Source organism: Nitrospirillum amazonense (assembly GCF_007828035.1).
GTDB lineage: Bacteria > Pseudomonadota > Alphaproteobacteria > Azospirillales > Azospirillaceae > Nitrospirillum > Nitrospirillum amazonense.
Genome location: NZ_VITV01000001.1, coordinates 544,589 through 568,307 on the forward strand (window position 1 = coordinate 544,589; position 23,719 = coordinate 568,307).

18 protein-coding genes and 1 riboswitch are annotated in these 23,719 nt (G+C 68.2%); of the genes, 11 read left to right on the forward strand and 7 right to left on the reverse strand.

Going from position 1 to position 23,719, the window contains the following annotated elements; all coding sequences use genetic code 11:
• The first annotated feature begins 32 nt into the window (after positions 1-32).
• Positions 33-956 (forward strand): CAF17-like 4Fe-4S cluster assembly/insertion protein YgfZ, encoded by a 924-nt coding sequence (ygfZ, locus tag FBZ87_RS02440; protein WP_145608777.1) that lies wholly within the window; start codon positions 33-35, stop codon positions 954-956.
• On the opposite strand, the gene FBZ87_RS02445 is transcribed toward ygfZ, so the two are convergent.
• Complete coding sequence (locus tag FBZ87_RS02445) at positions 925-2,109, reverse strand: glycosyltransferase (RefSeq protein ID WP_145608778.1); 1,185 nt, start codon at positions 2,107-2,109, stop codon at positions 925-927. The two genes, ygfZ and FBZ87_RS02445, sit on opposite strands and share 32 nt — an antisense overlap.
• 382 nt (positions 2,110-2,491) lie before the next feature.
• Between FBZ87_RS02445 and FBZ87_RS02450 the strand changes: the two genes are divergently transcribed.
• Positions 2,492-4,864, forward strand: a complete 2,373-nt coding sequence (locus tag FBZ87_RS02450) for a HAMP domain-containing protein (RefSeq protein ID WP_186454530.1) — start codon at positions 2,492-2,494, stop codon at positions 4,862-4,864.
• A gap of 82 nt (positions 4,865-4,946) precedes the next feature.
• Here FBZ87_RS02450 and FBZ87_RS02455 read toward each other — a convergent pair whose 3' ends face one another.
• Positions 4,947-5,396: a hypothetical protein gene (locus FBZ87_RS02455; protein WP_145608780.1), complete on the reverse strand. Its 450-nt coding sequence runs from the start codon at positions 5,394-5,396 to the stop codon at positions 4,947-4,949.
• 129 nt (positions 5,397-5,525) lie between these two features.
• Positions 5,526-5,963 carry a winged helix-turn-helix transcriptional regulator gene (locus FBZ87_RS02460; RefSeq protein WP_145608781.1) on the reverse strand — a complete coding sequence of 146 codons (438 nt, stop codon included), beginning with the start codon at positions 5,961-5,963 and terminating at the stop codon, positions 5,526-5,528.
• 174 nt (positions 5,964-6,137) lie between these two features.
• Here FBZ87_RS02460 and FBZ87_RS02465 point away from each other — a divergent pair, with 174 nt between their 5' ends.
• Entirely contained in the window at positions 6,138-6,752 is a 615-nt protein-coding gene (locus FBZ87_RS02465; RefSeq protein WP_145608782.1) for an NAD(P)-dependent oxidoreductase, read from the forward strand.
• A gap of 234 nt (positions 6,753-6,986) precedes the next feature.
• Entirely contained in the window at positions 6,987-7,730 is a 744-nt protein-coding gene (locus FBZ87_RS02470) for an acetoacetate decarboxylase (protein ID WP_040847588.1), read from the forward strand.
• A 54-nt stretch (positions 7,731-7,784) separates the two neighbouring features.
• Here FBZ87_RS02470 and FBZ87_RS02475 read toward each other — a convergent pair whose 3' ends face one another.
• On the reverse strand, positions 7,785-8,447 hold the full coding sequence (locus FBZ87_RS02475) for a LysE family translocator (RefSeq protein WP_145608783.1): 663 nt from the start codon (positions 8,445-8,447) through the stop codon (positions 7,785-7,787).
• A gap of 25 nt (positions 8,448-8,472) precedes the next feature.
• Positions 8,473-8,571: riboswitch (ZMP/ZTP riboswitch) on the reverse strand.
• Positions 8,572-8,591: 20 nt separating this feature from the next.
• Complete coding sequence (locus FBZ87_RS02480; RefSeq protein WP_145608784.1) at positions 8,592-9,869, reverse strand: MFS transporter; 1,278 nt, start codon at positions 9,867-9,869, stop codon at positions 8,592-8,594.
• An 843-nt stretch (positions 9,870-10,712) separates the two neighbouring features.
• Here FBZ87_RS02480 and FBZ87_RS02485 point away from each other — a divergent pair.
• The 5 genes from FBZ87_RS02485 to FBZ87_RS02505 all read left to right on the forward strand — a co-directional run bounded on the left by FBZ87_RS02485 (position 10,713) and on the right by FBZ87_RS02505 (position 16,620).
• Positions 10,713-11,279 carry a RidA family protein gene (locus tag FBZ87_RS02485; protein WP_246134194.1) on the forward strand — a complete coding sequence of 189 codons (567 nt, stop codon included), beginning with the start codon at positions 10,713-10,715 and terminating at the stop codon, positions 11,277-11,279.
• Positions 11,280-11,361: 82 nt separating this feature from the next.
• Positions 11,362-12,963, forward strand: a complete 1,602-nt coding sequence (locus tag FBZ87_RS02490) for a flavin monoamine oxidase family protein (RefSeq protein WP_246134195.1) — start codon at positions 11,362-11,364, stop codon at positions 12,961-12,963.
• 11 nt (positions 12,964-12,974) lie between these two features.
• Positions 12,975-13,385: a c-type cytochrome gene (locus tag FBZ87_RS02495; protein WP_145608785.1), complete on the forward strand. Its 411-nt coding sequence runs from the start codon at positions 12,975-12,977 to the stop codon at positions 13,383-13,385.
• 291 nt (positions 13,386-13,676) lie between these two features.
• The gene (locus FBZ87_RS02500) at positions 13,677-16,130 is read left to right on the forward strand and encodes a TonB-dependent receptor plug domain-containing protein (RefSeq protein WP_246134196.1); all 2,454 of its coding nucleotides are present in this window, start codon (positions 13,677-13,679) and stop codon (positions 16,128-16,130) included.
• Positions 16,131-16,257: 127 nt separating this feature from the next.
• Positions 16,258-16,620 (forward strand): DUF1304 domain-containing protein, encoded by a 363-nt coding sequence (locus FBZ87_RS02505; RefSeq protein WP_145608786.1) that lies wholly within the window; start codon positions 16,258-16,260, stop codon positions 16,618-16,620.
• Positions 16,621-16,644: 24 nt separating this feature from the next.
• Here FBZ87_RS02505 and FBZ87_RS02510 read toward each other — a convergent pair whose 3' ends face one another.
• A complete protein-coding gene (locus FBZ87_RS02510) occupies positions 16,645-17,676 on the reverse strand; it encodes a DUF6607 family protein (protein ID WP_211106819.1) in 1,032 nt (343 codons plus the stop codon).
• A 124-nt stretch (positions 17,677-17,800) separates the two neighbouring features.
• Positions 17,801-20,083 (reverse strand): TonB-dependent hemoglobin/transferrin/lactoferrin family receptor, encoded by a 2,283-nt coding sequence (locus tag FBZ87_RS02515; protein ID WP_145608787.1) that lies wholly within the window; start codon positions 20,081-20,083, stop codon positions 17,801-17,803.
• Positions 20,084-20,323: 240 nt separating this feature from the next.
• Here FBZ87_RS02515 and FBZ87_RS02520 point away from each other — a divergent pair, with 240 nt between their 5' ends.
• Both FBZ87_RS02520 and FBZ87_RS02525 read left to right on the forward strand, forming a co-directional pair.
• Positions 20,324-22,507 carry a TonB-dependent siderophore receptor gene (locus FBZ87_RS02520; protein ID WP_246134197.1) on the forward strand — a complete coding sequence of 728 codons (2,184 nt, stop codon included), beginning with the start codon at positions 20,324-20,326 and terminating at the stop codon, positions 22,505-22,507.
• A gap of 17 nt (positions 22,508-22,524) precedes the next feature.
• Complete coding sequence (locus FBZ87_RS02525) at positions 22,525-23,712, forward strand: phosphotransferase enzyme family protein (protein WP_211106820.1); 1,188 nt, start codon at positions 22,525-22,527, stop codon at positions 23,710-23,712.
• Positions 23,713-23,719 lie beyond the last annotated feature (7 nt).

Consider the following 23,719-nt stretch of genomic DNA (forward strand, 5'->3'; position numbering starts at 1 on the left):
CCCCATTGGGAAAACTGTTCAGGTCCGGCATCATGACTGAAGGCGTCGCATTTTCCTGGCCCCTGATCACCCACGGCGTGGCCGGCCGGCTTGCCGACCGGGGCGTGCTGGCGCTGACCGGGCCCGACGCCCGCACCTTCCTGCAGGGGCTGATCACCAACGACGTTCGCCGCGTCAGCACCTCCCACGCCATCTACGCCTTGTTCCTGACCGCCCAAGGCAAGTTCCTGCACGAGCTGTTCGTGACCGCCCAGGTGGATGCCGACGGCAACGAAACCCTGCTGATCGAGACGGAGGCGGCGCGGGCGCCCGACCTGCTGCGCCGCCTGTCGATGTACAAGCTGCGGTCCAAGGTGGCCTTGGCCGACGCCAGCGCCCGATGGGCGGTGGGCGTAGCCCTGGACGGGGCGGCGCCGGACGCCGCGCCTGGTGCCGCGGGGATCATGGAAACGCCGGACGGCCCGGCCATCGCCTATGTCGATCCGCGCCATGCCGGTCTGGGCTTGCGCCTGCTGCTGCCCCGCCCGCTGGCGGAGAGCCTGCCCGACGCAGCCGACGCCTACGCCCGGCGCCGGCTGGACCTGGGCGTGCCGGATGGCAGCCGCGATCTGGTGCCGGAAAAGTCCATTCCGCTCGAGAACGGCATGGACAGCCTATCCGCTGTGGCCTTCGACAAGGGCTGCTACATGGGTCAGGAACTGACGGCCCGCACCCACTATCGCGCCCTGATCCGCAAGCGCCTGATGCGGGTGACGGCAACCGACGGAAACGCCCTGCCCGCCGCCGGCACGCCGGTGCTGTGGGGGGAGCGCGAGGTGGGCGAAATGCGCAGCAGCCTGGGGCCCCTGGGCCTCGCGGTCCTGCGGATCGAGGACGTGGAAAAGCCCGACGTGGCCCTGAGCTGCGGCGGCGTGCCGCTGACGGTCAGTGGCCCGGTGCCGGCGCCCCGGCCTTGAGCGCGGCGGCGGCGGCCGCCTCGGCAGAAGCGATCAGTTCGGCGTAGAGCCGTTCCAGCGCCTCCAGGCTGGTGGCCTGGTTGTAGGCGGGCAGCTCCGGCCGGTGACGCAGGCGGAGTCCAGCCGCACGGGCCTGTGCCATCGCCTCCAGCGCCACGCCCAACTGCTCCGCCAAGTCATCGGCATCGCCCAGGGCCGCCAGCGGGGCCAGCGCCAAGCCGCTGCCCGTTCGCGCGCCGTCGGCCGCGCTGAACGCGTCCCTGCCGTCCTGTGACGGGGGCTGCAGGATGGTGCGGGCCCCTTCCGAGGCGGAGGCCACGACGGGTACGCCGGCGTCCAGTGCCTCCAGGAACACCAGACCGAACGGTTCGAACCGGGAGGGGGAACAGAACAGGTCGGCGGCGTGGTAGAAATCTTTTACATCGCCCCGAAAGCCCAGGAAGCGGATGGCCGGGCAGTCTGCCGCCTGTTGGCGCAATGCCCCCATCTCGGGACCATCGCCAACGATGGCCAGCTTGAGGTGCGGGTGGTCCAAGCCGCGCACCGCGCTGACCAACAGGTCGAAGCCCTTTTCCCGGATCAGCGGCCCCACGCCCAAGGTCAGCACGTCGCCCGGCAGTTCCGCACCCATTTCCGCACGCAGTGCGGCGATGCGGCCGGCATGCGGGACGGGATGGGCCTGCCGCCACAGGTTCACGCGGGCGATGCGCCCCTCGAACCCGCCCAGCTTGGCCTCCTGTGCCTGCCAATCGGTGGTGGCGACCACGGCGTCGTGGTTCTGGTACCACCGGCGGCGGTAATCGGGGTGCATGGTGGCCAGCAGGGATGGGCGGCCCGGCAACAGCGGCCGCAGCCGGCCCACGGTCTGGCCCGCGCGGCCGCCATGGCAATGGATGACATCCGGCCGGAAGCGGCGGATATGGCTCCATATCCCCGGGGCCATGAGGCCGGGTCCCACCGTCACCACCCGCAGTCCCGGCAGCGCGCCCGAGGGCGGTAGCTGGTCGCGGATGGAACGACCGCCCGCGTCGGCGCAATCAGCCCGGACGATCAGCAGCACGTCGTGGTGGCGCGCCTGGGCCGTCGCCAATTCCGTGACGTGGCGTTCCGCCCCACGGAACCCTTTGGACAATATAATCTGGACGATACGCATACAGGCCCTCGATACGAAACCCGCGCAGCCACAACGGCGCAGACAACCGGGCCTCCTCACCCAGGATCCAGGCGCACCAACTTCGCCCGACCTGATCCTTCCTACGCCCTGCCCGGCGTGGGGGCAAGCCCCCGCCCGGCACCCGGCATTAAGGTCGCAATCGCGCACCCTGGTCGCGCGGTCTCTTGGTACGCGCCTGATGACGCCAACCCATCATCGTGCCAGCCGGCGCAAAGTGCTTAAGTACAAAGTCATTGACGAAGATGGGGCGCCCTCCCACACCATGCGCCTTGGACCGGGGCGCCTTGGACCGGGGCGCCCTGGACCGGGGCGCCCTGGAGATCGGCGTGTGTGGAAATGGGACGACAGGCGGGTGGGGGGTATGAGGTCAGGGGTCAGTTCATCGCACGGCACCGCCAGAGGGGGCCACGCCGGCAGCCTGCGGCGCGCCAGCGGCTGGATCGCCGCCCTGGTCGTCGTCGCGTCGGTCGCCCTGGTGGCGGCCGCGACCTACAACATGGCCCTGTTCAGCCGCGTGGACAGGTCGCTGGATGAGACGCCAGCCGCCGCCGCCGCCAAATCCCGCGCCCTGGATGAGGCGCGGTCGGCCCTGGGTAACGGCGGGCTTCTGAACGCGCTGGCCGTGTACGCCGAAACCGGCAGCGCCCAGGCGCGGGCCGACATCGCCCAGGCGCTGGAAACAGCGGACCGTAACGTCCGCGCCTTCGAAGGCAACCGCCTGACCACGGCCGAATCAGATCTGGCGCGCGACCTGCACCGCCTGATCGACCGCTATCGCGCGGCGGTGAATGCCGCCGGCGACAAGCCGCAGGCCCTGTCCGGCGCCACCGGCCTGTCGCTGATGACCCTGCATGCCGCCGTGGCCGACCGCATCGCCCAGCTGCGCCGGCAGGAGGTGCAGACCACGGCCGATGTCCTGGCCGGCCCCGCCCGCGCCGGCTTTTGGCTGGGAATCGCCGCCGTGGGCGCCATGCTGGCCACGGCGGCGGCGGCCCTGTGGCTGATCCGCCTGCGCCTGCTGGTACCATTGGCCCAGTTGCGCGACAGCGTGGGCGGAGTCGCCCGGGGGGATTGGCGCGTGCCCGTGGCCGGCACCGACCGCGTGGATGAACTGGGCGACATGGCGCGCGCCATCGAGGGCTTCCGCCGCCAGGTGGCCGATCTGCCCGACGTGTCCATCATCACTGAGAACGGGCGCGTGCGCCTGAAGTTCGACGGCAATGCCGGCGACCTGTTCGACCAGTTGACCGCCCGCCTGCGCAGCGCCGGTGACACCCTGGCCGGCAATGGCGACGCCGTGTCCACCCTGGTGGCCGACACCCGGCGCGACCTGACCGGCCTGCTGAGCGGCACCCAGCGCGACCTCACGGAATTGCTGGGGGACACCCGGCAGGAGCTGGCCGACAGCGTGCGCCGCATGGGCGAGCTGTGCGGCGCCGTGGCCAAGGCCGCCGGCGACAGCAACCGCGAGATCAAGGAGGCGACGGAGCTGTTGAGCCGCGCCGCCCTGCAGGTCCACGCCTTCGACGACCGCGGCGGCGGTGGCGGGCTGGACAACTTGGTGGAGGCGCTGCGGCGCAACGCCGACCTGGTGGCCAACACCGTGCTGACCGCGGGCGAGGACGTGGGCCGCGTCGTGCGCGGCCTGTCGGAGACGGAGGGGGAGCTGCGCCGCGCCACAAGCCAGGCGCAAGAGGCCAACGAGCGCATGAACAGCGCCATGGGCGACCTGCAGAACAAGCTGCTGGCCTCGGTCAAGCTGCTGCGCGCCTCGGGCGAGATGCTGGCGAGCAGCTCGGCGGAGGCCACGGCCGGCCTGACGCGCGCGACGGAAGCGGTGGGCAACAGCGACCGCAACCTGCAGGCCGCCTTGGCCCACGCCGGCGATCGGCTGGAACGGGTGACGGGCCGGGTGGAAGGCTCCGCCGAATTGCTGCGCGGCACGGCGGATGAGGTCACGCGCAACCTGTCGGGCGCGCTGGACGGCCTGAACCGCGCCAACCGCCTAATCGAGACGGCAGCCGAGGCCAATAGCACCCGCCTGGAGCCGGTGGCGGAAAGCCTGGCGGCGGTACAGCGCGACCTGGCGGGGGCCGCCGCGGGCGTGGCGCTGCGCGCGGGCGAGATGACCCGCACCCTGGACAGCCTCGGCAAGATATCGGAGGCCATGCGCGCCGAGCTGGAACGCCGCAGCGCCGATCCTGACCAGAAGGCCGCCGCGGACGAGGCCATCGCGCGGCTGGAGGCCACGGCCCACGCCCTGGGCGACCGGGCCGGCAGCATCGGCGACACCGCCACCCGCCTGTCGGACATGCTGGCCGCCGGCCTGGGCGACGCCGGGACGCGGGTGGAGCAAGCGGTGCGCGACCTGCAGCGGGAGGCCACCAGCCTGGCGACCGACGCCAGCGGCGCCACCAACGCCCTGAACCGCGCCCTGGCCCGCCAGGACGAGGCGACGGAATCCCTGCGCGCGCTGACCAGCGGACTGACGGAGGCACTTACACCCCGCGTCGATCCCAACCTGGCGACCGTGCAATCCCTGGCCGACGGCCTGCGTATCCGCATGGAGGCGGCCGACCGCACCATCCGCGGCCTGCTGGACCTGACCGGTGACCTGAAGGCCCTGGTCGACAGCAGCCGCGCCCACGAGCAGGCCAGCACCGCCGCCACCAAGGATCTGGGCGATCGGCTTGCTGCCATCGCCGATCAACTGCGCGCCACCGCCGGCAGCTGAGGCCAGCCCGGCGCCATTCCCGGTAAAGAAGAGGGCGACGGCCGGCCGGCCGTCGCCCTCATCGCATCAGCGGAAGGTTCGCTTACTTCGCCGCCGGCGCCGCAGGGGCCGCGGCGGGCGCGGACGTTGGGGCCGGCGCGGTGGCGCCCACGGGCACCAGCGTGACATTCACCGGGCTGTCGTACTTGTTGTCGGCACCGCTGGCGCTGTCGATGGCCCAGCCGATACCGCCGCCGGCCAGGATATTGCCGACGGTGGCGCCGGCCGTGCCGGACTTGTTCAGGAAGGTCGCTTCCTGGAAGCCATCCTTGGTGCAACGGATGGTGATGTCGTGCTTGGTCTTCTTCACCGTGGCCGACGCCGGGGTCTGGCTGACCCGGGCGATGACCGTGCCTTCCCGTTCCAGGGCGCAACTGGCACCGGCGGGATTGGTGTTCACAGTGATTTCCTGGGAGGTGCCCTCGATGATGGAGGAGCAGGCCGACAGGCTGAATATGGCCAAAGTAGCAGCAAGCGCTAACCGAATATGCATGAGGATTCACCACTAAGGAGATAGCAATCTCCCGAGCATATTGATTGCCGATTTGTGATTCATTGCATGATTGTGGTTAATGGTAGCCGCAAATGGCGGCATAATGTCGCAGCGTCATGCCGCCCCATCCTATGCGGGGTCGTCACCCAGTGCCGCGTCGTACGCCCGGCGGCTGGCGCGGATGGCGGGCTGGTGAAGGGCGGCCCATTGGGCGAGTTGCGCCAGGTGGGCGGAGAAGCTGCGGCCCAGGTCCGTCAGAGCGTATTCCACTTGCGGCGGGGTGGTGGGGAACACGGTACGGCGGGCCAGGCCGTCGCGTTCCAGCTTGCGCAGGGTCTGGGCCAGCATGCGCTGGGAAATGCCCTCGATGGCGCGGCGCAGGGCGTTGAAACGGGCGGGGCCACCGTCCAGGTGACGAATGACCAGGACGCTCCACGCGTCACCCAGGCGGTCCAGGACATCGCGCACGGGGCAGACGCCATCCTCCGCGTCGGGGCGATATCCCGCGGCCACCACATCCCCGGCGATGACGGGTTCCACAGTTGCTTCGGGCGTGCATCCGTCCATGAGTGTCTCTGTCCTGAGCGCGTCAATTCCTATGGGGGCGGGTGGTAATGCCACGATAACCAGGGCACCGAAACGTGCCTTCTTTAAACCTGGCAGTCAAAATGGCATCTGGTTACCGAACGTAACCTAGTCCGCTGCGCGACAATCCGCCAGCGCTCAAACCGGAGACATCCCATGAAAGTCGCCCTGATCGGCGCCACCGGCAATGTCGGCACCCGCGTTCTGGCGGAGCTGCGCCGCCGCGGTCACACCGTCACCGCCATCGCCCGCGACGTGGCCAAGGTACCGGTCCAGGATGGCGTGACGGCCAAGTCCGGCGACACCAACGACGCCGCCGGCCTGGCCCCTTCGCTGGCCGGCCACGACGCGGTCATCAGCAGCACCCGCTTCCAGGGTCTGGACCTGACCTCGCTGCTCAGCGCCATCAAGACCGCCGGCGTCAAGCGCCTGCTGATGGTCGGCGGCGCCGGCTCGCTGGAGGTGGCGCCGGGCGTGGCGCTGATCGACACGCCGGAATTCCCGCCCGCCTATAAGGCGGAGGCCGGCGCCGGCCGCGACGTGCTGAACGCGCTGCGCCAGGGCGACATCGGCGTGGAATGGACCTTCCTGTCGCCGTCCGCCTTCTTCTTCGCCGGGGAGCGCACCGGCCGCTTCCGCCTGGCTGACGACCAGTTGCTGGTCGACGCCACGGGCAAGAGCCAGGTCAGCTATGAGGATTTCGCGGTCGCGCTGGTGGATGAGGTGGAAAGCCCGGCGCACGCCAACCGCCGCTTCACCGTCGGTTATTGATAAGGCTGAGGAAACGGGGTGCGGCCATCCGCCGCCCCCGTCTGCCTTTGGTTTTGATGCGGCGCAACAAAAATTACTCGGACAGGGAATGGTTTTCCGGGAATGCATCCGACATCCTGGTCATCCCTTCGTCCGGGTATCGGTCCGCCGCTAAAGTCCTGCAACCATCCCGCCCATCGACCGGTCCCGGTGCTTCCCCCCTTTTGGCTCTGAACGCCTGGGAGTAGTGCCGACATGAATCGTGACGAGATCCTCTCCGCCAGTTCCATGCCCCTGTTCAGCCCCAGCTATCCGCGGGGGCCCTACCGCTTCATTCGCCGCGAATATCTGATCATCACCTATGAAAGCGACCCGGAAGCCATCCGCCGGGCCCTGCCGGAACCGCTGGAGCCGGCGCCGGGCAACCTGTGCTTCTATGAATGGATGAAGATGCCGGATAGCTCCGGCTTTGGCGATTATGAGGAGAGCGGCACCGGCATCGTCGCCCAGTTCAATGGTGAGCCCTGCAACTTCTCGGTCCAGATGTACCTGGACGATGAGCCGCCCATCACCGCCGGCCGCGAGATCTGGGGCTTCCCCAAGAAGTACGGCATCCCCCGCCTGAAGGTGCAGAAGGACACCCTGACCGGCACGCTGCACTACGACGAAGAGCGGGTGGCCATGGGCACCATGACCTACAAGCACTTCAGCCTGGCCGACCGGCTGGATGAGGTGGCCAAGGGCATCGGCAAGCTGAACGTGAACCTGAAGTTCATTCCCGACGTGGACGGCGGCCCCAAGGTGGCCCAGCTGGTGGGCTACAACCTGACCGACATCCATGTCCACGGCGCCTGGGACGGCCCGGCCCGCCTGCACCTGATGCCTCACGTCAACTGCCGCGTGGCCGACCTGCCGGTACGCCGCATCGTCGGCGGCCGCCACCAGGTGGTGGACTTCACCCTGCCCTTCGGCCGGGTGCTGCACGATTACATGGCCTGATGCGGCGCGGGTGGGCGCATCCCTCGCCCACCCATTCCCGACCCAATCGTGGCGTCAGCGCGCCAGGGCCGCGTCGCGCACGGCGTCGGCCACCAGGCGCAGGCCCAACGCCCCCATGACCGTTCCCGTCACCCGGTCGATGCCGCCCTTGGCCTTCAGATAGGCGCGGCGCGGCGCCGCCGCCGAAAAGGCCGCGGCCACCACGCCGTACCAGCCGGCCTCGATCAGGAAAATCACCGGCGGCAGAACCAGCAGCAGGTGGGACGGCGGCCCCCCAAGCTCGGACTGGGCGGGCAATAGCGCCGCGAAGATGCTGGCGTAGGCGATGGCGGTCTTGGGATTGCTGAGCTGGGTCGCCAACGCCACGACGAAGGCCCGGCCCAGGGAAGGGGCGCGGCCCTGGGCCGGCGTGTCCGCGCTCATGGCCAGCGGTGTACCGGCGCCCCGCCACATGCGCAGGGCGAGGTAAAGAAGGTAGAGGCCCCCGGCCAGGCGCAGCGCCATGTTCAGCCACGCCACTTGGGTCAGCAGCGCGGTCAGGCCCAGCAGGGCCAGGGTTCCGAAGAAGGTGCCGCCCACGCCCATGCCGACGGCGGCGGCCAGGCCATTGCGGCGGGACTGGGTGACGGCCGTGCGGGTGACCAGCACGAAACTGGGACCAGGGGCCATGGCCCCCAGCAGCAAAGCGACGAGGATGGGGATCAAGCTGGCAAGCATAGGGCGCCCTTTCCATTCAAAACGGGTGGATGGCCCAGGCGTGCGGCACGAAGGTGCGCCCGCGCTTCCCGATGGTGCCCCATCCAGCCCCGTTCCGGGGCCTGCGCCAGTCACGCGGAGGGGAAGAGCGTAACCGTCACCCCCCTAGCCCGCAACCATGGTGCGCCGGTCCGCCCGCCGGCCGAAGATCAGCGCCGTGCACAGGATGACCGCGCCACACGCGGCCATGACCAAGGGCGTGGGCAAGAGGTTCAACAACGTCGGCGCCGCCGTCATGGCCACCAGCGTTCCCAGGCAGTCCAGCACCAGGAACAGGCGGAAGACGGCGGCGATCTCACCCCCGCTGAAGCGTGTCTGGCGTAGAGTGGTCAGAGGGATTTGGCACACCGGGCCGCCTGTCGCCGTGGCTACGGCCGACAGCGCGATGGCGGGCAATGTCCATGGCACGGGCACGAACGTGGCCAGCGCCATGACGACGAAGCCGCCGCCCACCAGCACGTCGCCCGCGACCACCAGGGCCATGGGCCGGCGGGTCAGCACACCCCCTGGCGGCAGGCTGCCCACCACCAGGTTGCTGATCAGGTTGCCGGCGCCATAGGCCGAGAACAGCAGGGCCAGGGCGGACAGGCCGCTGAGGCCGAACCCGGCCAAACCCTGCTGACGCACCAGCAGGGGCAGCGACAGCCAAATGGTCAGCGTCCACAGGCCGCCGGTCAGGCCGCTGCGCCACAGCAGATAGGTGAAGGGCGGCTCCCGCCGCACCAGGCGCCAGCCAGCAAGCAAGCGCCCCGCGAGGGTGTCCGCCGCCGCGGCCGCGTGCACAGGCGCCTTCCCCGCCGGGTCGGCGAGATGCGACCGGACACTGAACACGGCGCAGGCCGATGCCAGGAAGCTGAGGCCGTTCACCCCCATCAGCGCCACCGGCGGCATCAGCGTCGCCAGGGCGCCCGCCAGCGTGGGACCGACCAGGCGTGCCAGACGCAAGGTGCCATCGAACAGGGCGTTGGTGGCGGCCAGCAGGCTGCGGTCCGCCGTCAGCCGTGGCAGCGAGGCCTGCAGCGCCGGGTCGAACAACCCCGCCAGGGCGGATAGCGCCACCGATGGCACCACCAGGGTCCACAGGGTGAGTTGGCCGGTCAGTGCCGCCAGCACCGGCACCGCTGCCAAGCCGGCGCGCGCCAAGTCGGCCGCCATCATGACACTGCCCTGGTCCCAGCGTTCCACCCAGGCGCCCGCCAGCAGCGCCACCGTCATCAGCGCCACCGTGTCGGCCGCCGCGACATAGCCGGTGTCTGGCCCTACCAGCCCCACGGCCAGCCAGACCAGCGCCATTTGATGCAACTGGTCCCCCACCGCCGACAGCGACAACGCGCCCCATAGACGGGCGATGGGGCCGTAGGCCAAAGGTTTCAGCAGGCGCATCGAAAGAACGTCGGGAATAGGGGCCGCGTGGGTCACTTCCTGCTTACAGCAAGCGACCGGCCTGTCCAGTGCCGTTCCCGACAGTCAGCCCCCCACAGCCTAAAGCTTCATAGGGCCGTCGCGTCTGCACAGCTTTGCGGCAACATGCCTGTAACAATCCTGAATTGCCCAATCGCTGTGCGCCCGATTCACCGTTGCCTCTGCCGAAATGCTTATATCGCAGCCGCGAACGAACTGGCCCGGTTATTGCTGATAAACCCTGACAGAGTGAAAACGGTCTCATCCCCTGAAAAATGGGGCTGGAACCGGGGTTTTGGCAGTTGGGTCGATAAAAGAGAAACGCAAGCAGACTTCCATCCACTTCTCAATTTGACAGAGACGCATGACGAAACGGGCCGTCACCATCATTGTCAAAAATATTCTCCGGGCTCCAGGCTGCGCTGACCTGGTGGCCGGCCGGCATGCCGGTAAGATTCCGACTCTCGATACTCAGTATTTTGCTAATGATATTGCAGATATGGCCGCCCACGCGGGCGGCCATTCATATTTTCGGCGATCATTTCCTTTCACACCCCCATCAACCAGAGCATGAGGACACGCCCCGGGAGCCGCGCGCGGCGCTGACCCGGCAGCGCACCCCTGTACCGGCGACTACACGGAAATTGTGCGACGCACACGTCCGAAGCCGCCGCCGACTACCCCACTCCGCCCGCCGGGCCCGGCCCGGCGGGCCGGAGACGACAAGTCCCGCCGCTTAAAACCATAAGTGGCACGGGCGCGCACCGTCAGGCAGCGGGCGTCCGTCGATACAGGACCATAAAAACGGAACAGGAGAGCCTTGCCTTGACCACCCATTCCACCCGCAGCCCCGAGCGCCGCATGGCCCGCTTCTTGGGCGCCCTGGCCCTGACCGCCGTGCTGGCCGGCATCATCACAGAAGCCGGCATCATCTCATCCAGCGGAACGGCGACGGCCAAGCAGCCCATCACCCGCACCGACGCCGCCGGCGGCTTTCCCATCTCCGCCGCCGTATCCGTGCCGGCGGGATCGGACGTGGTGTACCTCAGCGGCATGACGCCGTCGGTGGCCGACCCCAACGCGCCCAAGGGCAGTCCGCAGGCCTATGGCGACACCGCCATCCAGACCGTCAGCACCCTGAACAAGATCAAGGAGGCGCTGGCCGCCCAGAAGCTGACCCTGGGCGACGTGGTCATGATGCACGTCTACCTGGTGGGCGATCCGGCCCATGACGGCAAGATGGATTTCGCCGGCATGATGTCCGGCTACACGCAGTTCTTCGGCACCGCTGACCAGCCCAACAAGCCCGCCCGCACCACCGTGCAGGTGGCGGGCCTGGCGGCCCCCGGCCTGATGGTCGAGATCGAGGTGATCGCCGCCCGCGCGCCCTGACGCCGTTCAGGCGGCCCAAGGGCCTGGTGACGCCCGCCGCGAACCGGCGGGCGGTCCCGCGATGCGGACAAGGAGGGTGCATATGCCTGCCATGACGGACCTGCCCCGCGCCGGGGTGACACGGCGCCATTTTCTGGAAAAGGCGGCGCTGCTGGGCGGCAGCGCCATGGTGATGACGGCGCTGAACGCTTGGGGGGCGGGCATCGCCTCCATGACCAGCGCGCCGCCGGCCCTGCGCGGATCGGGTGCGGGGCACAAGCTGCTGATCCTAGGTGCCGGCGTGGCCGGCATGACGGCGGCCTATGAAATGTCCAAGCTGGGCTATCAGGTCACCATCCTGGAGGCGCGCGCCTTCGGCGGCGGTCGCTGCCAGACGGCCCGCAAGGGCTTCAAGATGACGGAGCTGGGCGGGGAGGAGCAGGAGTGCAAGTTCGATGAGGGCCTGTACCTGAACCACGGCCCCTGGCGCATCCCGTTCTGCCATCGCTCCACCCTGCACTACACCAAGACGTTCGGCATCCCGCTGGAGGTCTTCGTCAACGAGAACGATGCCAGTTACGCCCAGTTCGACACGGTGAAGGGTCCCCTGGCCGGCAAGCGCGTGCGCCAGTTCGAAATACGGGCCGACATGCGGGGCTACACGTCGGAACTGGTGGCCAAGGCCGCCACCTCGGGCAAGCTGGACACCGGCCTGGCCAAGGACGACGTGGAACTGTTCATCGAGTACCTGCGCGGCGAAGGCTATCTGGAGAGCGACCTCAGCTATCGCGGCACGGAAGGCCGCGGCTACAAGGTCAACCCGGGCGCCGGCATCGATGACCCCGGCCCCGGCGTGCCCAGCACCCCCTACGCCTTCCCCGACCTGGTGCAGTCCCGGCTGTGGCGCATGGTTCAGTCGGTCGGCACCTTCGACCAGCAGCACACCATGTTCCAGCCGGTGGGCGGCATGGACCGCATCGCCAAGGGGTTCGAGAAGCACGTCGGCCACCTGATCAAGTACAACGCGGAAGTGGAGCGCATCCGCCAGTCCGACAGCGGCGTCACGGTGGACTACCTGGACACCAAGACAGGCAAGCGCGCCACGGTCAGCGCAGATTATTGCCTGTGCACCATCCCGGTCAGCGTGCTGCGCACCATCGATGCCGACTTCTCCGACGCCTACAAGCAGGCCATGGGGCAGCTGTCCTACGACCCTGTATGCAAGATCGGCCTGCAGATGAAACGCCGGTTCTGGGAAGAGGACGACGCCATTTATGGCGGCCATGTCTACACCGACGCCCCCGGCCTCAATTTGATCAGCCTGCCGTCATCCGGCTGGCAGTCGGCCAAGGGTGTGCTGTTGGGCTATTACATGTTCGGCGCCGACGCGACGGACATGAGCGGCAACACCCCGGCGGAGCGCGCGGCCATCGCGCTGGAGGCGGGGCAGCGTATCTTCCCCCAATACAAGGACAGCTTCGAAACCGCCTTCTCCGCCTCCTGGCACCTGATACAGTACAATCTGGGCGGCTGGGGCAACTGGAGCGCGGAGGCGCGGGCGACCGCCTATCCGGTACTGGTCAAGCCCGATCGTCGCATCTACTTGGCGGGAGAGCACATCAGCTACATTGGCGGCTGGCAGGCCGGGGCCATCGAGTCCGCCTGGCACCAGATCGCCCAGATCCATCAGCGCGTGGCGGCGTGAGGGAGGGGGGAATGCGCAAGACCATCATCCTCAGCGCCGCTCTCCTCACCGCTGGCGTCACCGGTCTGGCCATGATGTCGCCCGCCCTGGCGCAGGACGTGGCCAAGGGTCAGGACCTGTTCAACCACAAATGCGCCGCCTGCCACCAGAAGACCGGCCTGGGCGTGAAGGGCGCCTTCCCGGCATTGGCGGGCGACCCCTTCGTGCAGGGCGATCCGGAACCGGTGGTGCGCACCGTGCTGCAGGGCCGGGGCGGCATGCCCACCTTCGCGGCCCTGCTGAGCGAGGAGCAGCTGGCCGACATCATCAGTTACGTCCGCCAGGCCTGGGGCAACAAGGCCCAGGCCGTGGACCCGGGCTTCGTCGCGCAAGTGAAGGCGAACGCCCATCCGCAGGACAAGGCGCCGACCGTCACCCACTGATCGGCGCGGTCGGCCTGAAGTTCAACGGGTCCTGAAGGACACCTTTCCTGGACGGGGTCGGGAAGCCCCGAATCGAGGAAAGGGTCCGGAAAGGGCCAAGACAAGGGAAAGGAGTACGCTTGTAAGTCAAGCCGCCTTTCAAAAAGGCAAATCTACTTCCGCATCGCAATCGATGAGGATTTGAAAAGAGGCGGCCGGGGCAATGAGTCGCTTCGTTTCATAAAATTCGCGGGGAATCGCGCCATCAAGCTGCCGTGATCTAACAAAACATCCAAAGATCAGGGGGCCAACATGACGCTTACAAACAACACCAACGCCATAAGTGCGCGTAAAGCCTTGGGTATCGCCCTGCTGTGCTCAGCGGGATGGCTGGCCATGGGCGCCGCCGCGACCGCCGCCACGGCGCCGGCGCCCGCCGCCGACGCCGACGCGCTGTCGGAAATCGTGGTGACCGGCAGCCGCCGCGTGGACCGCTCGGTCGCGGACAGCCCGTCGCCCATTGACGTGTTCACGCCGGACGACCTGTCGCGCCAGGCAGGCGGTGACACCAACGACCTGCTGCGCCAGTTGGTGCCGTCCTTCAACGTCGCCCGTTTCTCCATCTCCGACGGCTCGACCTTCGTACGCCCGCCGACGCTGCGCGGCCTGCCGCCCGATGAGACGCTGGTGCTGATCAACGGCAAGCGCTTCCACCGCTCGGCCCTGGTGCAGATCGGCGCCAACGGCCTGACTGTGGGCTCGCAAGGCCCCGATTTGGCGCAAATCCCGGCCATCGCCATCAAGCAGCTGGAAGTGCTGCGCGACGGCGCCGCCGCCCAGTACGGCTCGGACGCCATCGCCGGCGTCATGAACTTCACCCTGAAGGACAGCGCCGACCAGGGCACGGTGGTGGCCCAGTGGGGCCAGACCTATGCCGGCGACGGCGGCAGCGCCCACATCCAGGCCAATTCCGGCCTGCCTTTGGGCGACCGCGGCTTCGTCAACATCAGCGCCGAGTATGTGAAGAACGACCCGACCTCGCGCGGGACGCAGCGCCCCGACGCCGCCAAGCTGGCGGCCCAGGGCCTGACCATCCCCAACCCGGCCCAGCGTTTCGGCGATCCGGCGGTGGAGGCGGAGCGGCTGTTCGTCAACAGCGGCATCGACCTGGGCGACAATTCCAAGGTTTACCTGTTCGGCAACTTTGGCCACAGCTACGCCAAGGAAAGCTTCAACTACCGCAACCCCACCACGGTGTCGTGGCTGATCACGCCCTTCACTCTGGACAACGGCGCCACCTTCAAGTGGAACAGCGTCTTCCCCAACGGCTTCACGCCCTGGTTCTATGGCGACATCCTGGATAGCAGCATCACCGGTGGCTACAGGACGACTCTGAAGTCCGGCCTGATCATCGACGCCAGCGCCAGCTACGGCAAGGATGAGCTGCGCTACAGCATCCGCAACACCGTCAACCCCTCGCTCGGGCCCAGCAGCCCGCACCAGTTCTATGTCGGGACCCAAATCCAGGAAGAGACCAACCTGAACCTGGACCTGACCTACCCCATCAATCTCAATTGGCTGGCCAGCCCCCTGACGCTGGCGGGCGGCGGCGAGTACCGGCGCGAAACCTACACCATCAAGTCGGGTGACGTGGCCTCGTACCAGGCGGGCAAGTACTACACCGCCGGCATGCCCATCGGGTCCAACGGCTATCCCGGCTTCACCGCCAACGATGCCGGCCAGTACCCCCGCGGCAACTACGCCTTCTATGCCGACGCCGAAGCCGACATCATCAAGGACCTGAGCGCCGGCGTGGCCCTGCGCTATGAAGACTTCGACGATTTCGGCGACACCACCAACTGGAAGATCTTCGGCCGCTATCAGCTGACCGACTGGGTGGCGGTGCGGTCGTCCATCAACACCGGCTTCCGTGCCCCCACGCCCGGCCAGTCGCACATCAGCAGCACGCAGACCACCTTCAAGGCGGGCAGCCCGGAACCCATCGTGCTGGGCACCTTCCCGGTCGACAGCGTGGTGGCCCAGTACTACGGCGCCAAGACGCTGAAGCCCGAGACCTCGTTCAACATCGCCGGCGGCCTGGTCTTCGACCTGCCGGGCGGCGTCAACCTGACCGTCGACTACTACAACATCAAGGTCGAGGACCGCATCGGCATCACCAGCGACTTCACCGTTTCCGCCGCCGACCAGATCAAGCTGGCGGCGCTGGGCGTGGTGGGCGCCAACACCCTGGGCAACGTCAACTTCTTCACCAATGCCTTCGACACCCGCAGCCAAGGTGTGGATATCGTCGCCAACAAGACCTTTGAGGTTTATGACGGCGACCTGCACCTGACGGCGGCGGCCAACATCAACCATACCGACGTCACCAAATACGACGCCGCCGTGATTGACGCCAACCGCAAGGCGGACATCGAGAACGGCCTGCCGCATTACCGCGTGAACCTGACCGCCACCTACGACATCGGCGCGCTCAGCCTCATGTACCGTGGCAGCTACTACGGCGCCTGGCAGGATAATTCCAGCGCCGGCCAGCATTACGACCCCGCTTGGATCTTCGATGCGGAGATCGGGTACAAGGTGACCGAGGCTCTGACCGCCACGGTCGGCGCGCAGAACCTGTTCGACAAGTACCCGCAGAAGAACCGCAGCGCCGGCCGCCTGAACTATGGCGACCAGTATCCCGACACCTCACCCTTCGGGTACGACGGCGGCATGTACTATTTCCGCGTGGCCTACAAGTGGTAAGCGCCTGATCCAGGCGTGATCGAGGGGGGCCGCCCGGGCGACTGGGCGGCCTTTTCCTTTGGTGTTTGCCAACACCCCGGCACCCGGCATAGTGGGTCCATAACAACCTTTGGGGGACGTCCTTTCCATGGCCGTTATCGCGACTATCCTGGTGGCCGTTGTGGCCCTGCTGCACGCCTGGTTCCTGGTGCTGGAAATGGTGCTGTGGACCAAGCCGCTAGGCCTGCGCACCTTCCGCAACTCCCCCGAAAAGGCCGCGCAGACGGCCGTGCTGGCCGCCAACCAGGGCCTGTACAACGGCTTCCTGGCGGCGGGTCTGGTCTGGGGCCTAGCCTATCCCGACCCGGCGGCAGCGCTGCACATCAAGACCTTCTTCCTGCTGTGCGTGATCGTAGCCGGCGCTTACGGCGCCTGGTCCGTCAGCCGCCGCATCCTCATGATCCAGGCGATGCCGGCGGCCGTGGCCCTGGCGGCGCTGTGGCTAGCGTGAAAACCTGACACGGCCGGGGCGGCGTCAGGCGCCGGACTTGGCCGGGGCTTGTGTCGCGTCGGCGATGACGCGGCGGGCCTCGGCGATGGCGTCCGGGGTGCTTTTGCCGCCCTTGGCGATGCTGTCGGCCAGGCCCATCAGCGCCTTGCCGGTGACGGAGCCGTTGTTGGCCTCCTCCGTCACGCCGACCCCCTGGTGCCGGGCGATGGTCTGGTCCCAGGCGGCACGCGCAGCCGCCCAGTAGGTGGACGTCTTGGCCCAGTAGTCGTCGGCCGCTGTGACGGGGAAGTCGCTGAAGCGGACGTAGGTGTTGACCACCGTCTCATGCACGAAGGTCACCAGGGCGCCGTCACGAATGCCCAGCTTGGCGTTATCCTGCTCATGCACCCAGCCGGCGGGCGTGAGGGCGTGGCGATTGGTGCCGCTGTAACGGTCGTAGGGCGGATGGCGGGTAGCATCGCGGCGGGCCAGGGGGCGCCAGGTCTCGTCGCTGGTCCAGCGCGAGACGCCGGCATCGTGGCGCCAGCGGCCCACCCCGCCATAGCGCGGGGAATCGTCCGTCTGCCAGACGGTCTGCGACCAGGCGCCCTTCGCGGCCGCCCCTTCCACCGGGGTCAGCGACCAGTGGCCGGTGCCCTGGTAGGTCAACACGGTGGCGGGCTGATAAACCCAATCCTGGCGCCAATGCTTCACCACCACGGGCAAGCCGTCCTCGCCATCCACCACCAGGATGTGCTGCAGGCGGATGATGGAGCCGGTGTCCTCCACCACCCGCACCACCTCGTTCCCACCGCTGACCTTGGGCGCGATGGGCTTGTAGTCAATCAGGAAGGCCGTGGTCTCCCGGAAATCGAAAGTCACCTTGTAGGTGCCGGCCATGGCCAGGATGGCTTTCCTGTCCTGCTCCGGCGCAGCGGTGGAGGGGGCGGTGGTTTCGGCCGCGCGGGCGGCCAGCGGCAGGTGGGCGGTCATGCCCAGCAGGGCGGTGCCGGTCAGGAAGGTCCGGCGGCCGGTCTTTAGGGTGTCCGGCGTCTTCAAGGTTTCATGCGTGGTCATCGGGTGGCCTCTTGGGGCAGGTCATCGGGAAAGAAGGTGGCGGCGGGCACGGGCGGGGCCCGCCGCCACGCGACCCGGCCAGGCGTCCCCCCCCGCCGGCCGGATCGGGATCAGCGCTTCGGGGTCACAGCTTCAGGGTCAGCGAGGCGCCGACGTTGCGGCCCGGCTGGGTCCAGGCGTCCAGCACCGTGGAGGTGGAGGCTTGGCCGCGCACGTCGCCCCACCACCAGTACCTCTCATCCGTCAGGTTGAAGATGCCGGCGCGGATGCTGGCGTTCTCCGTCACGTTCCAGTAGGCGGTCGCGTCCAGGATGGTGAAGGCCCCCGGGATGAAGTAGGCCGCGCTGCTGACGTCGGACCGGTCCTTGGCCCCGGAATGGGTCATGGTGACCTGGCCGCCGAAGCGGCCCGCCGGGTCGCGGTAGGTGACGCCCAGCACCAGCTTCCACGGGTCGACGCTGTCCAGCGGGGTGGTGACGCCACCCGACGTGCTTTCGCCATGGGTGTAGGAGAAGGCGGCCAGGGCGCCGATGCCGGAATTCAGGGTGACCTGGCCCTTGGCCTCCGCCCCCCGCAGGGTCACCCGTGACAGGTTCACATACTGGTAGATGGCCGGGTTGGCGGCGGTGAAGGTACCGCCGACCTGCACCTGGTCAATGAAGTCGCGGTAGCGGCCGGCATAGCCGGTGACGCTGGCGTCCCAGCGGCCGCCGCCCAGCACGGCGTTCCCGGTACCAGTACCCGTCTTTTCACCCCAGCCCCCGTTGAACTTGAAGCCGCCCTCGATGGTCTGGCTGGTCTCCGCCTTCAGGTTGGGGTTGGAGACGGACTTGTAGTTCTGCGTCGGATTGGCGAAGCCATTGTTCACCTGCGATGGCGCCGGCGCCTTGAAGCCCTCGGCCAGGTTCACGAACACGCCCACGTCCGGCAGCAGGTGGTAGAGGATGCCCAGCTTGGGCGAGACGTGGCTGTCGTTTTTGGAAATGGGCGTCAGCGCGGTGAACAGCGGGTCGTCCTTCTTGGGCGACAGGTCGTAATAGTCGAAGCGCACGGCGGGGTAGAGCGTCAGCCGCCGGTCGAAGGCGTTGATCTCGTCCTGCAGGAAGATGCCGGCCAGCGTGTAGTCGGTGGTGGGATAGGCCCGCGAGGGGAAGGCGTCGCCGGCCGAGGGCACCGTGCCGTCGCGCAGCGATTCCTGGTGGGTGACGGAGTAGTCGCCGCCGTACACGAAGGTGTGCGTCAGGTCGTGGCCCAGCGTCTTGCTCTGCGCCTGGACGTCGAAGCCATAGACACGCGTGTCGAAGGTGCTGTCGCGCGTGCGATCAACGGCGGTGTTGCGATCCTCCGCCCCATATTGGGTCGCGTGGGTTTCCTGGTAGTAGGCCGTCCAATGCAGGCTGTCGATCACGTCGGCGCCGATATCGTAGCGGTGATCCAGGCTGATGCGGTTGCGATCCTGCCGATCCCGGGCGATTAGGCCCAGCACGCTGGTGGCGGCCAGCGGTGGCTTGGCGATGGCGCTCAACACCGTGGTGTTGGTGTGGTTGTCATCATGGTCGAAGGTCAGGCGCAGGCGGTGTGCGTCCGACGGTTCAAAGACCACCTTCGCCAGGACGGCGTTCGAATAGAGGTCCTGCGGGTTGGCGGTGGTGCGGTCGGTGTTGGCGGCATTGTTGTCGCCGTTGGTCGCGGTCTCGTTGCCGTCGCGGCGTGTGTACGCCACCAGGGCCTGCAGCTTGCCCACCCGGCCCGCGGCCAGCGCGCCCTTGGACCAGGCCCCGTCAGCGGAGGTGTAGCCGACGCTGCCCTGGGCCGCCCAGTCCTTACCGGTGGTCAGGAAGTCGTCCGGATCCTTGGTGATGAAGCTGACGGCGCCGGCGACGCCATCGCTGCCGTAGAGCGCCGAGGCCGGCCCACGCAGGATTTCGACGGACTTCAGCAGCCCCAGGTCGACATAGTCGCCCCGCCCCATGTTCTGTGCGCCGAAGCTGTAGGCGTCGGGCACGCGGATGCCGTCGGTCAGCATCAGGACGCGGTTGCCCTCCAGCCCCCGGATGTTGAAGCCGCTGTCGCCGTCACGGCCGGTGGCGCCGCCGGCCAGCGTGAAACGCGCCGGGCTTTTACGGACGGAGACGCCGGGTTCGTAACGCACCAAATCCTTGATGTCCGTCACCAGCTGGTCGTCGATCTGCTGGCTGGTGATGACGCTGACACTGGCCGGCACGTCGCTGATGTCCTTGGCCGTGCGCGTGGCGGTCACGGTGACCGTCGCCGCCGGGTCAGCATCGGTGCCATCGGCGGGGGCCGGGTCGGGAGCCGCCGCCAGCGCGGTATGGGCCAGGGTGGCGCCCCCCAGCGCCGCCAGCAGCCAAACCGGAACGGTCGCCTTCAACAGCGTTTGCCGCATTCTTGTTTTCCCCATCAGGTTGGTTCCTGGTGCACCTATATGACTCATGAAATTAAGAATCAATCTCATTCTCATTACTGGGTCCGGCACTGGCGCAACCCGGCCCTGAGCAGGCAGAGGTTTGACCCGGCGGCGGGAATCCGCCAAAAAGCCGCCAATCCCAATGCTGTTCGTGGCTTGCCCCACCCCGCGCGCCCAGCGGCGGGCACGGCAGCGCCGCCCTTTCAGGATGACAGTCCCGTGACGATTTCCCACCGCCGCCATGCCCGCCTGATGCACTCCGTGGCGGTGATCGCCCTGGTTATGGCCGGGGCCGCGCAGGCCGAACCGGCCGACCAGCCGGCCACCGTTATCGTCACCGGCGTGCGCGACCAGGGCTTTCGCGCCACCGACATCCAGTTCGGTGCCGCCGGCACGGTGCTGGACACCCCGGCCTCGGTCAGCGTCGTCACCCGCGACCTGATGGACGACCAGCAGGCCCGGCGCCTGAGCGACCTGATCCGCAACGACGCCTCGATCGGGGAGAATTACGCGCCGGAAGGCTATTACGAGGACATCGCCATCCGGGGCTTCCCCTTGGACTTGGCCACCGGCCTGCGGATCAACGGCCTGACCATCGCCGGTGAACAGCCGGTGGCGCTGGAGAACAAGGAACGGGTGGAATTCCTGAAGGGCCTGGCCGGGGTGGACGCCGGCGTGGTGGCGCCGGGCGGTCTGGTCGATTACGTCACCAAGCGGCCGGCGGATGTGCAAAGCCTGACCCTGGGCACCGACAACCGCGGCGGCCTCTACAGCGCGGTGGACATCGGCAGTCTGTTCGGCACGCGCAAGCAGTACGGCCTGCGCCTGAACGCGGCGCATGAGGACATCGCCAGCTACGTCGACCATGCCGACGGCTACCGCAATTTCGGGTCCATCGCCGGCGACTGGCGGGCGACGGAGGACGACACCGTCAACCTGGACCTGGAATACCAGCGCCGGGTGCAGCACTCCGTCTCCGGTTACCAGCTGCTGGGCGGCACGGCCCTGCCGGCGCTGGACACGGTCTCGCCCTCACGCATGCTGGGCGCCCAGTCGTGGACCAAACCCGTCACCATCAATGCCCTGAACCTGTCCGGCCAGTATGAGCACCGCTTCAGCGACGACTGGCGCCTGACGGTGCAGGTGGGCCACAGCCGCACGGTCATCGACGACAACGTCGCCTTCGCCTACGGCTGCTATTATGTGGCCAGCTGTGCCGCCGGCGAGTCGCCCGGCTATTACTTCGCGCCCAACGGCGATTTCGACGTCTACGACTACCGCAGCCCCAACGACGCGCGGGAGGATGACCAGGCCCAGGCTCAGGTGCTGGGCAAGGTGGCGACGGGTGCCATCGGCCACAACCTGACCCTGGGCGCCAGCGTCTTCCGCCGCACGGTGACGCAGACCGACTACGTCTATGACTATGTCGGCAGCGACAACATCTACAACCCCACGCCCCTGGCCTTCGCGCCCTCGCCCAACAGTCCGGGCGCCAATTACGAACGGCTGGACAGCCGCCAGTACGCCATCAGCGCCATGGACCGCATCGACCTGGGCGCCCTGGTGACGGGGCTGGAACTGGATGCCGGCGTGCGCACCGTCTTCCTGCGCGAGCGCGCCTACGACATCGACCATGCCACCATCCGCAACACGGCGGAAACCCTGCCCCTGCCGCAGGTGGCCCTGGTCTACAAGCCGTTGTCGGCCGTGACCCTGTACGCCAGTCATGCGCGCGGCCTGTCCCTGGGCGGCCAGGCGCCGGCCTGGGCCACCAACGCCAGCGAAATCCTGTCGCCATCCCTGTCCTGGCAGGATGAGGTGGGCGCCAAGTACGACTGGAACGGGCTGCTGCTGGGCGCCAGCGTCTTCCGCCTGAGCAAGGCGTACGAGTACGCCAAGCCCGACGACAGCGAATACGGCTTCACCTATGTGCGCCAGGGGACGGAGCGGCACGACGGCCTGGAGCTGAACGCCGCCGGCCAGGTGACCGATGCCCTGCGCCTGACGGCCAGCGCCACCTTCATGCATGCCGTGGCCTACGGCACCGGCACCCCCAGCTATGACGGCCACCAGGCCATCAACGTGCCCCATGTGCGGACGGCGCTCTATGCTGACTACACCCTGCCGCACCTGGACGGGCTGGCCCTGCTGGCCGGCTGGCAATACGTGGGGGAACGGGCGGCGGCGCGTGACGCCGTGGCCACAGCGCCGGCCTATCATCTGTTCAACGCCGGCCTGCGCTACGCCCCCAGCGCGCTGGACAACAAGCTGACCCTGCGGCTGTCGGTCGACAACCTGCTGGATCGGCGGTACTGGAAAGATGTTGGCGAGAGCGCCGGCGACGCCTATCTGCATCTGGGGGCGCCGCGCACGGCGCGCTTCACGCTGCAGTATTCCCTGTAAGGTCCCCGCCCCGCTTCATGAGCGCTTCCCCCGCCCGGTCCACTCTCGACAGCTTGCATCACGCCCATGGGATGGGCGTGGGCGCCGTGCTGCCTGACTGGCCGCCCCTGACCGGGACGGAGGTGGCGGCCCTGCTGCGCCATTACCCCGATGTGGGCGCGGTGCGCGGCATCCTCAGCCATAGCCCGCGCCCCTTCTCCGCCGCCTCGGTGGTGGCGACGGCGGGTGGCGCCCGCCCGGCGGTGTTCGTGAAGCGCCACCATGCCCGGGTGCGGACCGCCGCCCAGCTGGAGGATGAGCACGCCTTCATGGACCATCTGCGCCGGCGCGGCGCACCCCTAGGCGTGCAGATCTGTGATGTGCTGGCGACGGATAGGGGCGCCCGCGCCCTGACCCTGGGCGATTGGACTTATGAGGTCCATGGCCTGGCGCCGGGCCTGGATCTGTACCGGGACGCCCTGTCCTGGACGCCCTTCCGCGACCTGGGCCACGCGCGCGCCGCCGGCACCGCCCTGGCCCGCCTGCACCAGGCCTCGGAAGGGTTCAACCGGCCGCATCGCCGGGGCCAGGCCCTGGTGTCGGGCTTCACCCTGTTTTCCAGCGACGACCCGCTGGCGGCCATGGCGGACTATGTGGCGGCCCGCCCGGCGTTGGCCGACTACCTGTCGACCCGCCCCTGGCGGCGCGACACCCAGCGCCTGCTGCTGCCCTTCCACGACGCGCTGCGGCCGTACCTGGACCGGTTGCCGGCCCTATGGACGCACAACGACCCGCACGCGTCCAATCTCACCTGGACGGATGCCGGCCCCACGGCCGGCGTGGCGGCGGTGCTGGACTTCGGCCTGGCCGACCGCACCACGGCCCTCTATGACCTGGCCACGGCCATCGAGCGCAACACGGTGGAATGGCTGGCCCTGACGGAGGGGCGTCAGCCCGCCGTGCACCTTGACCAGGTGGCGGCGCTGATGGCGGGATACCATGCCGTCAGCCCCCTGGACGCGCCCCGGCGCCAGGCGCTGGCGGCCCTGTTGCCCCTGGTGCATGCGGAATTCGCCCTGGCGGAGACCGACTATTTCCACGGCGTCACGCACTCGGCGGAGAATGCCGGCCTGGCGTACGAGGGCTATTTCCTGAGCCACGCCGCCTGGTTCCACGGGGCCGACGGCCAGGGCCTGCTGGCCTTCATCCGTGACCTGACCCTGTAACCCCGAA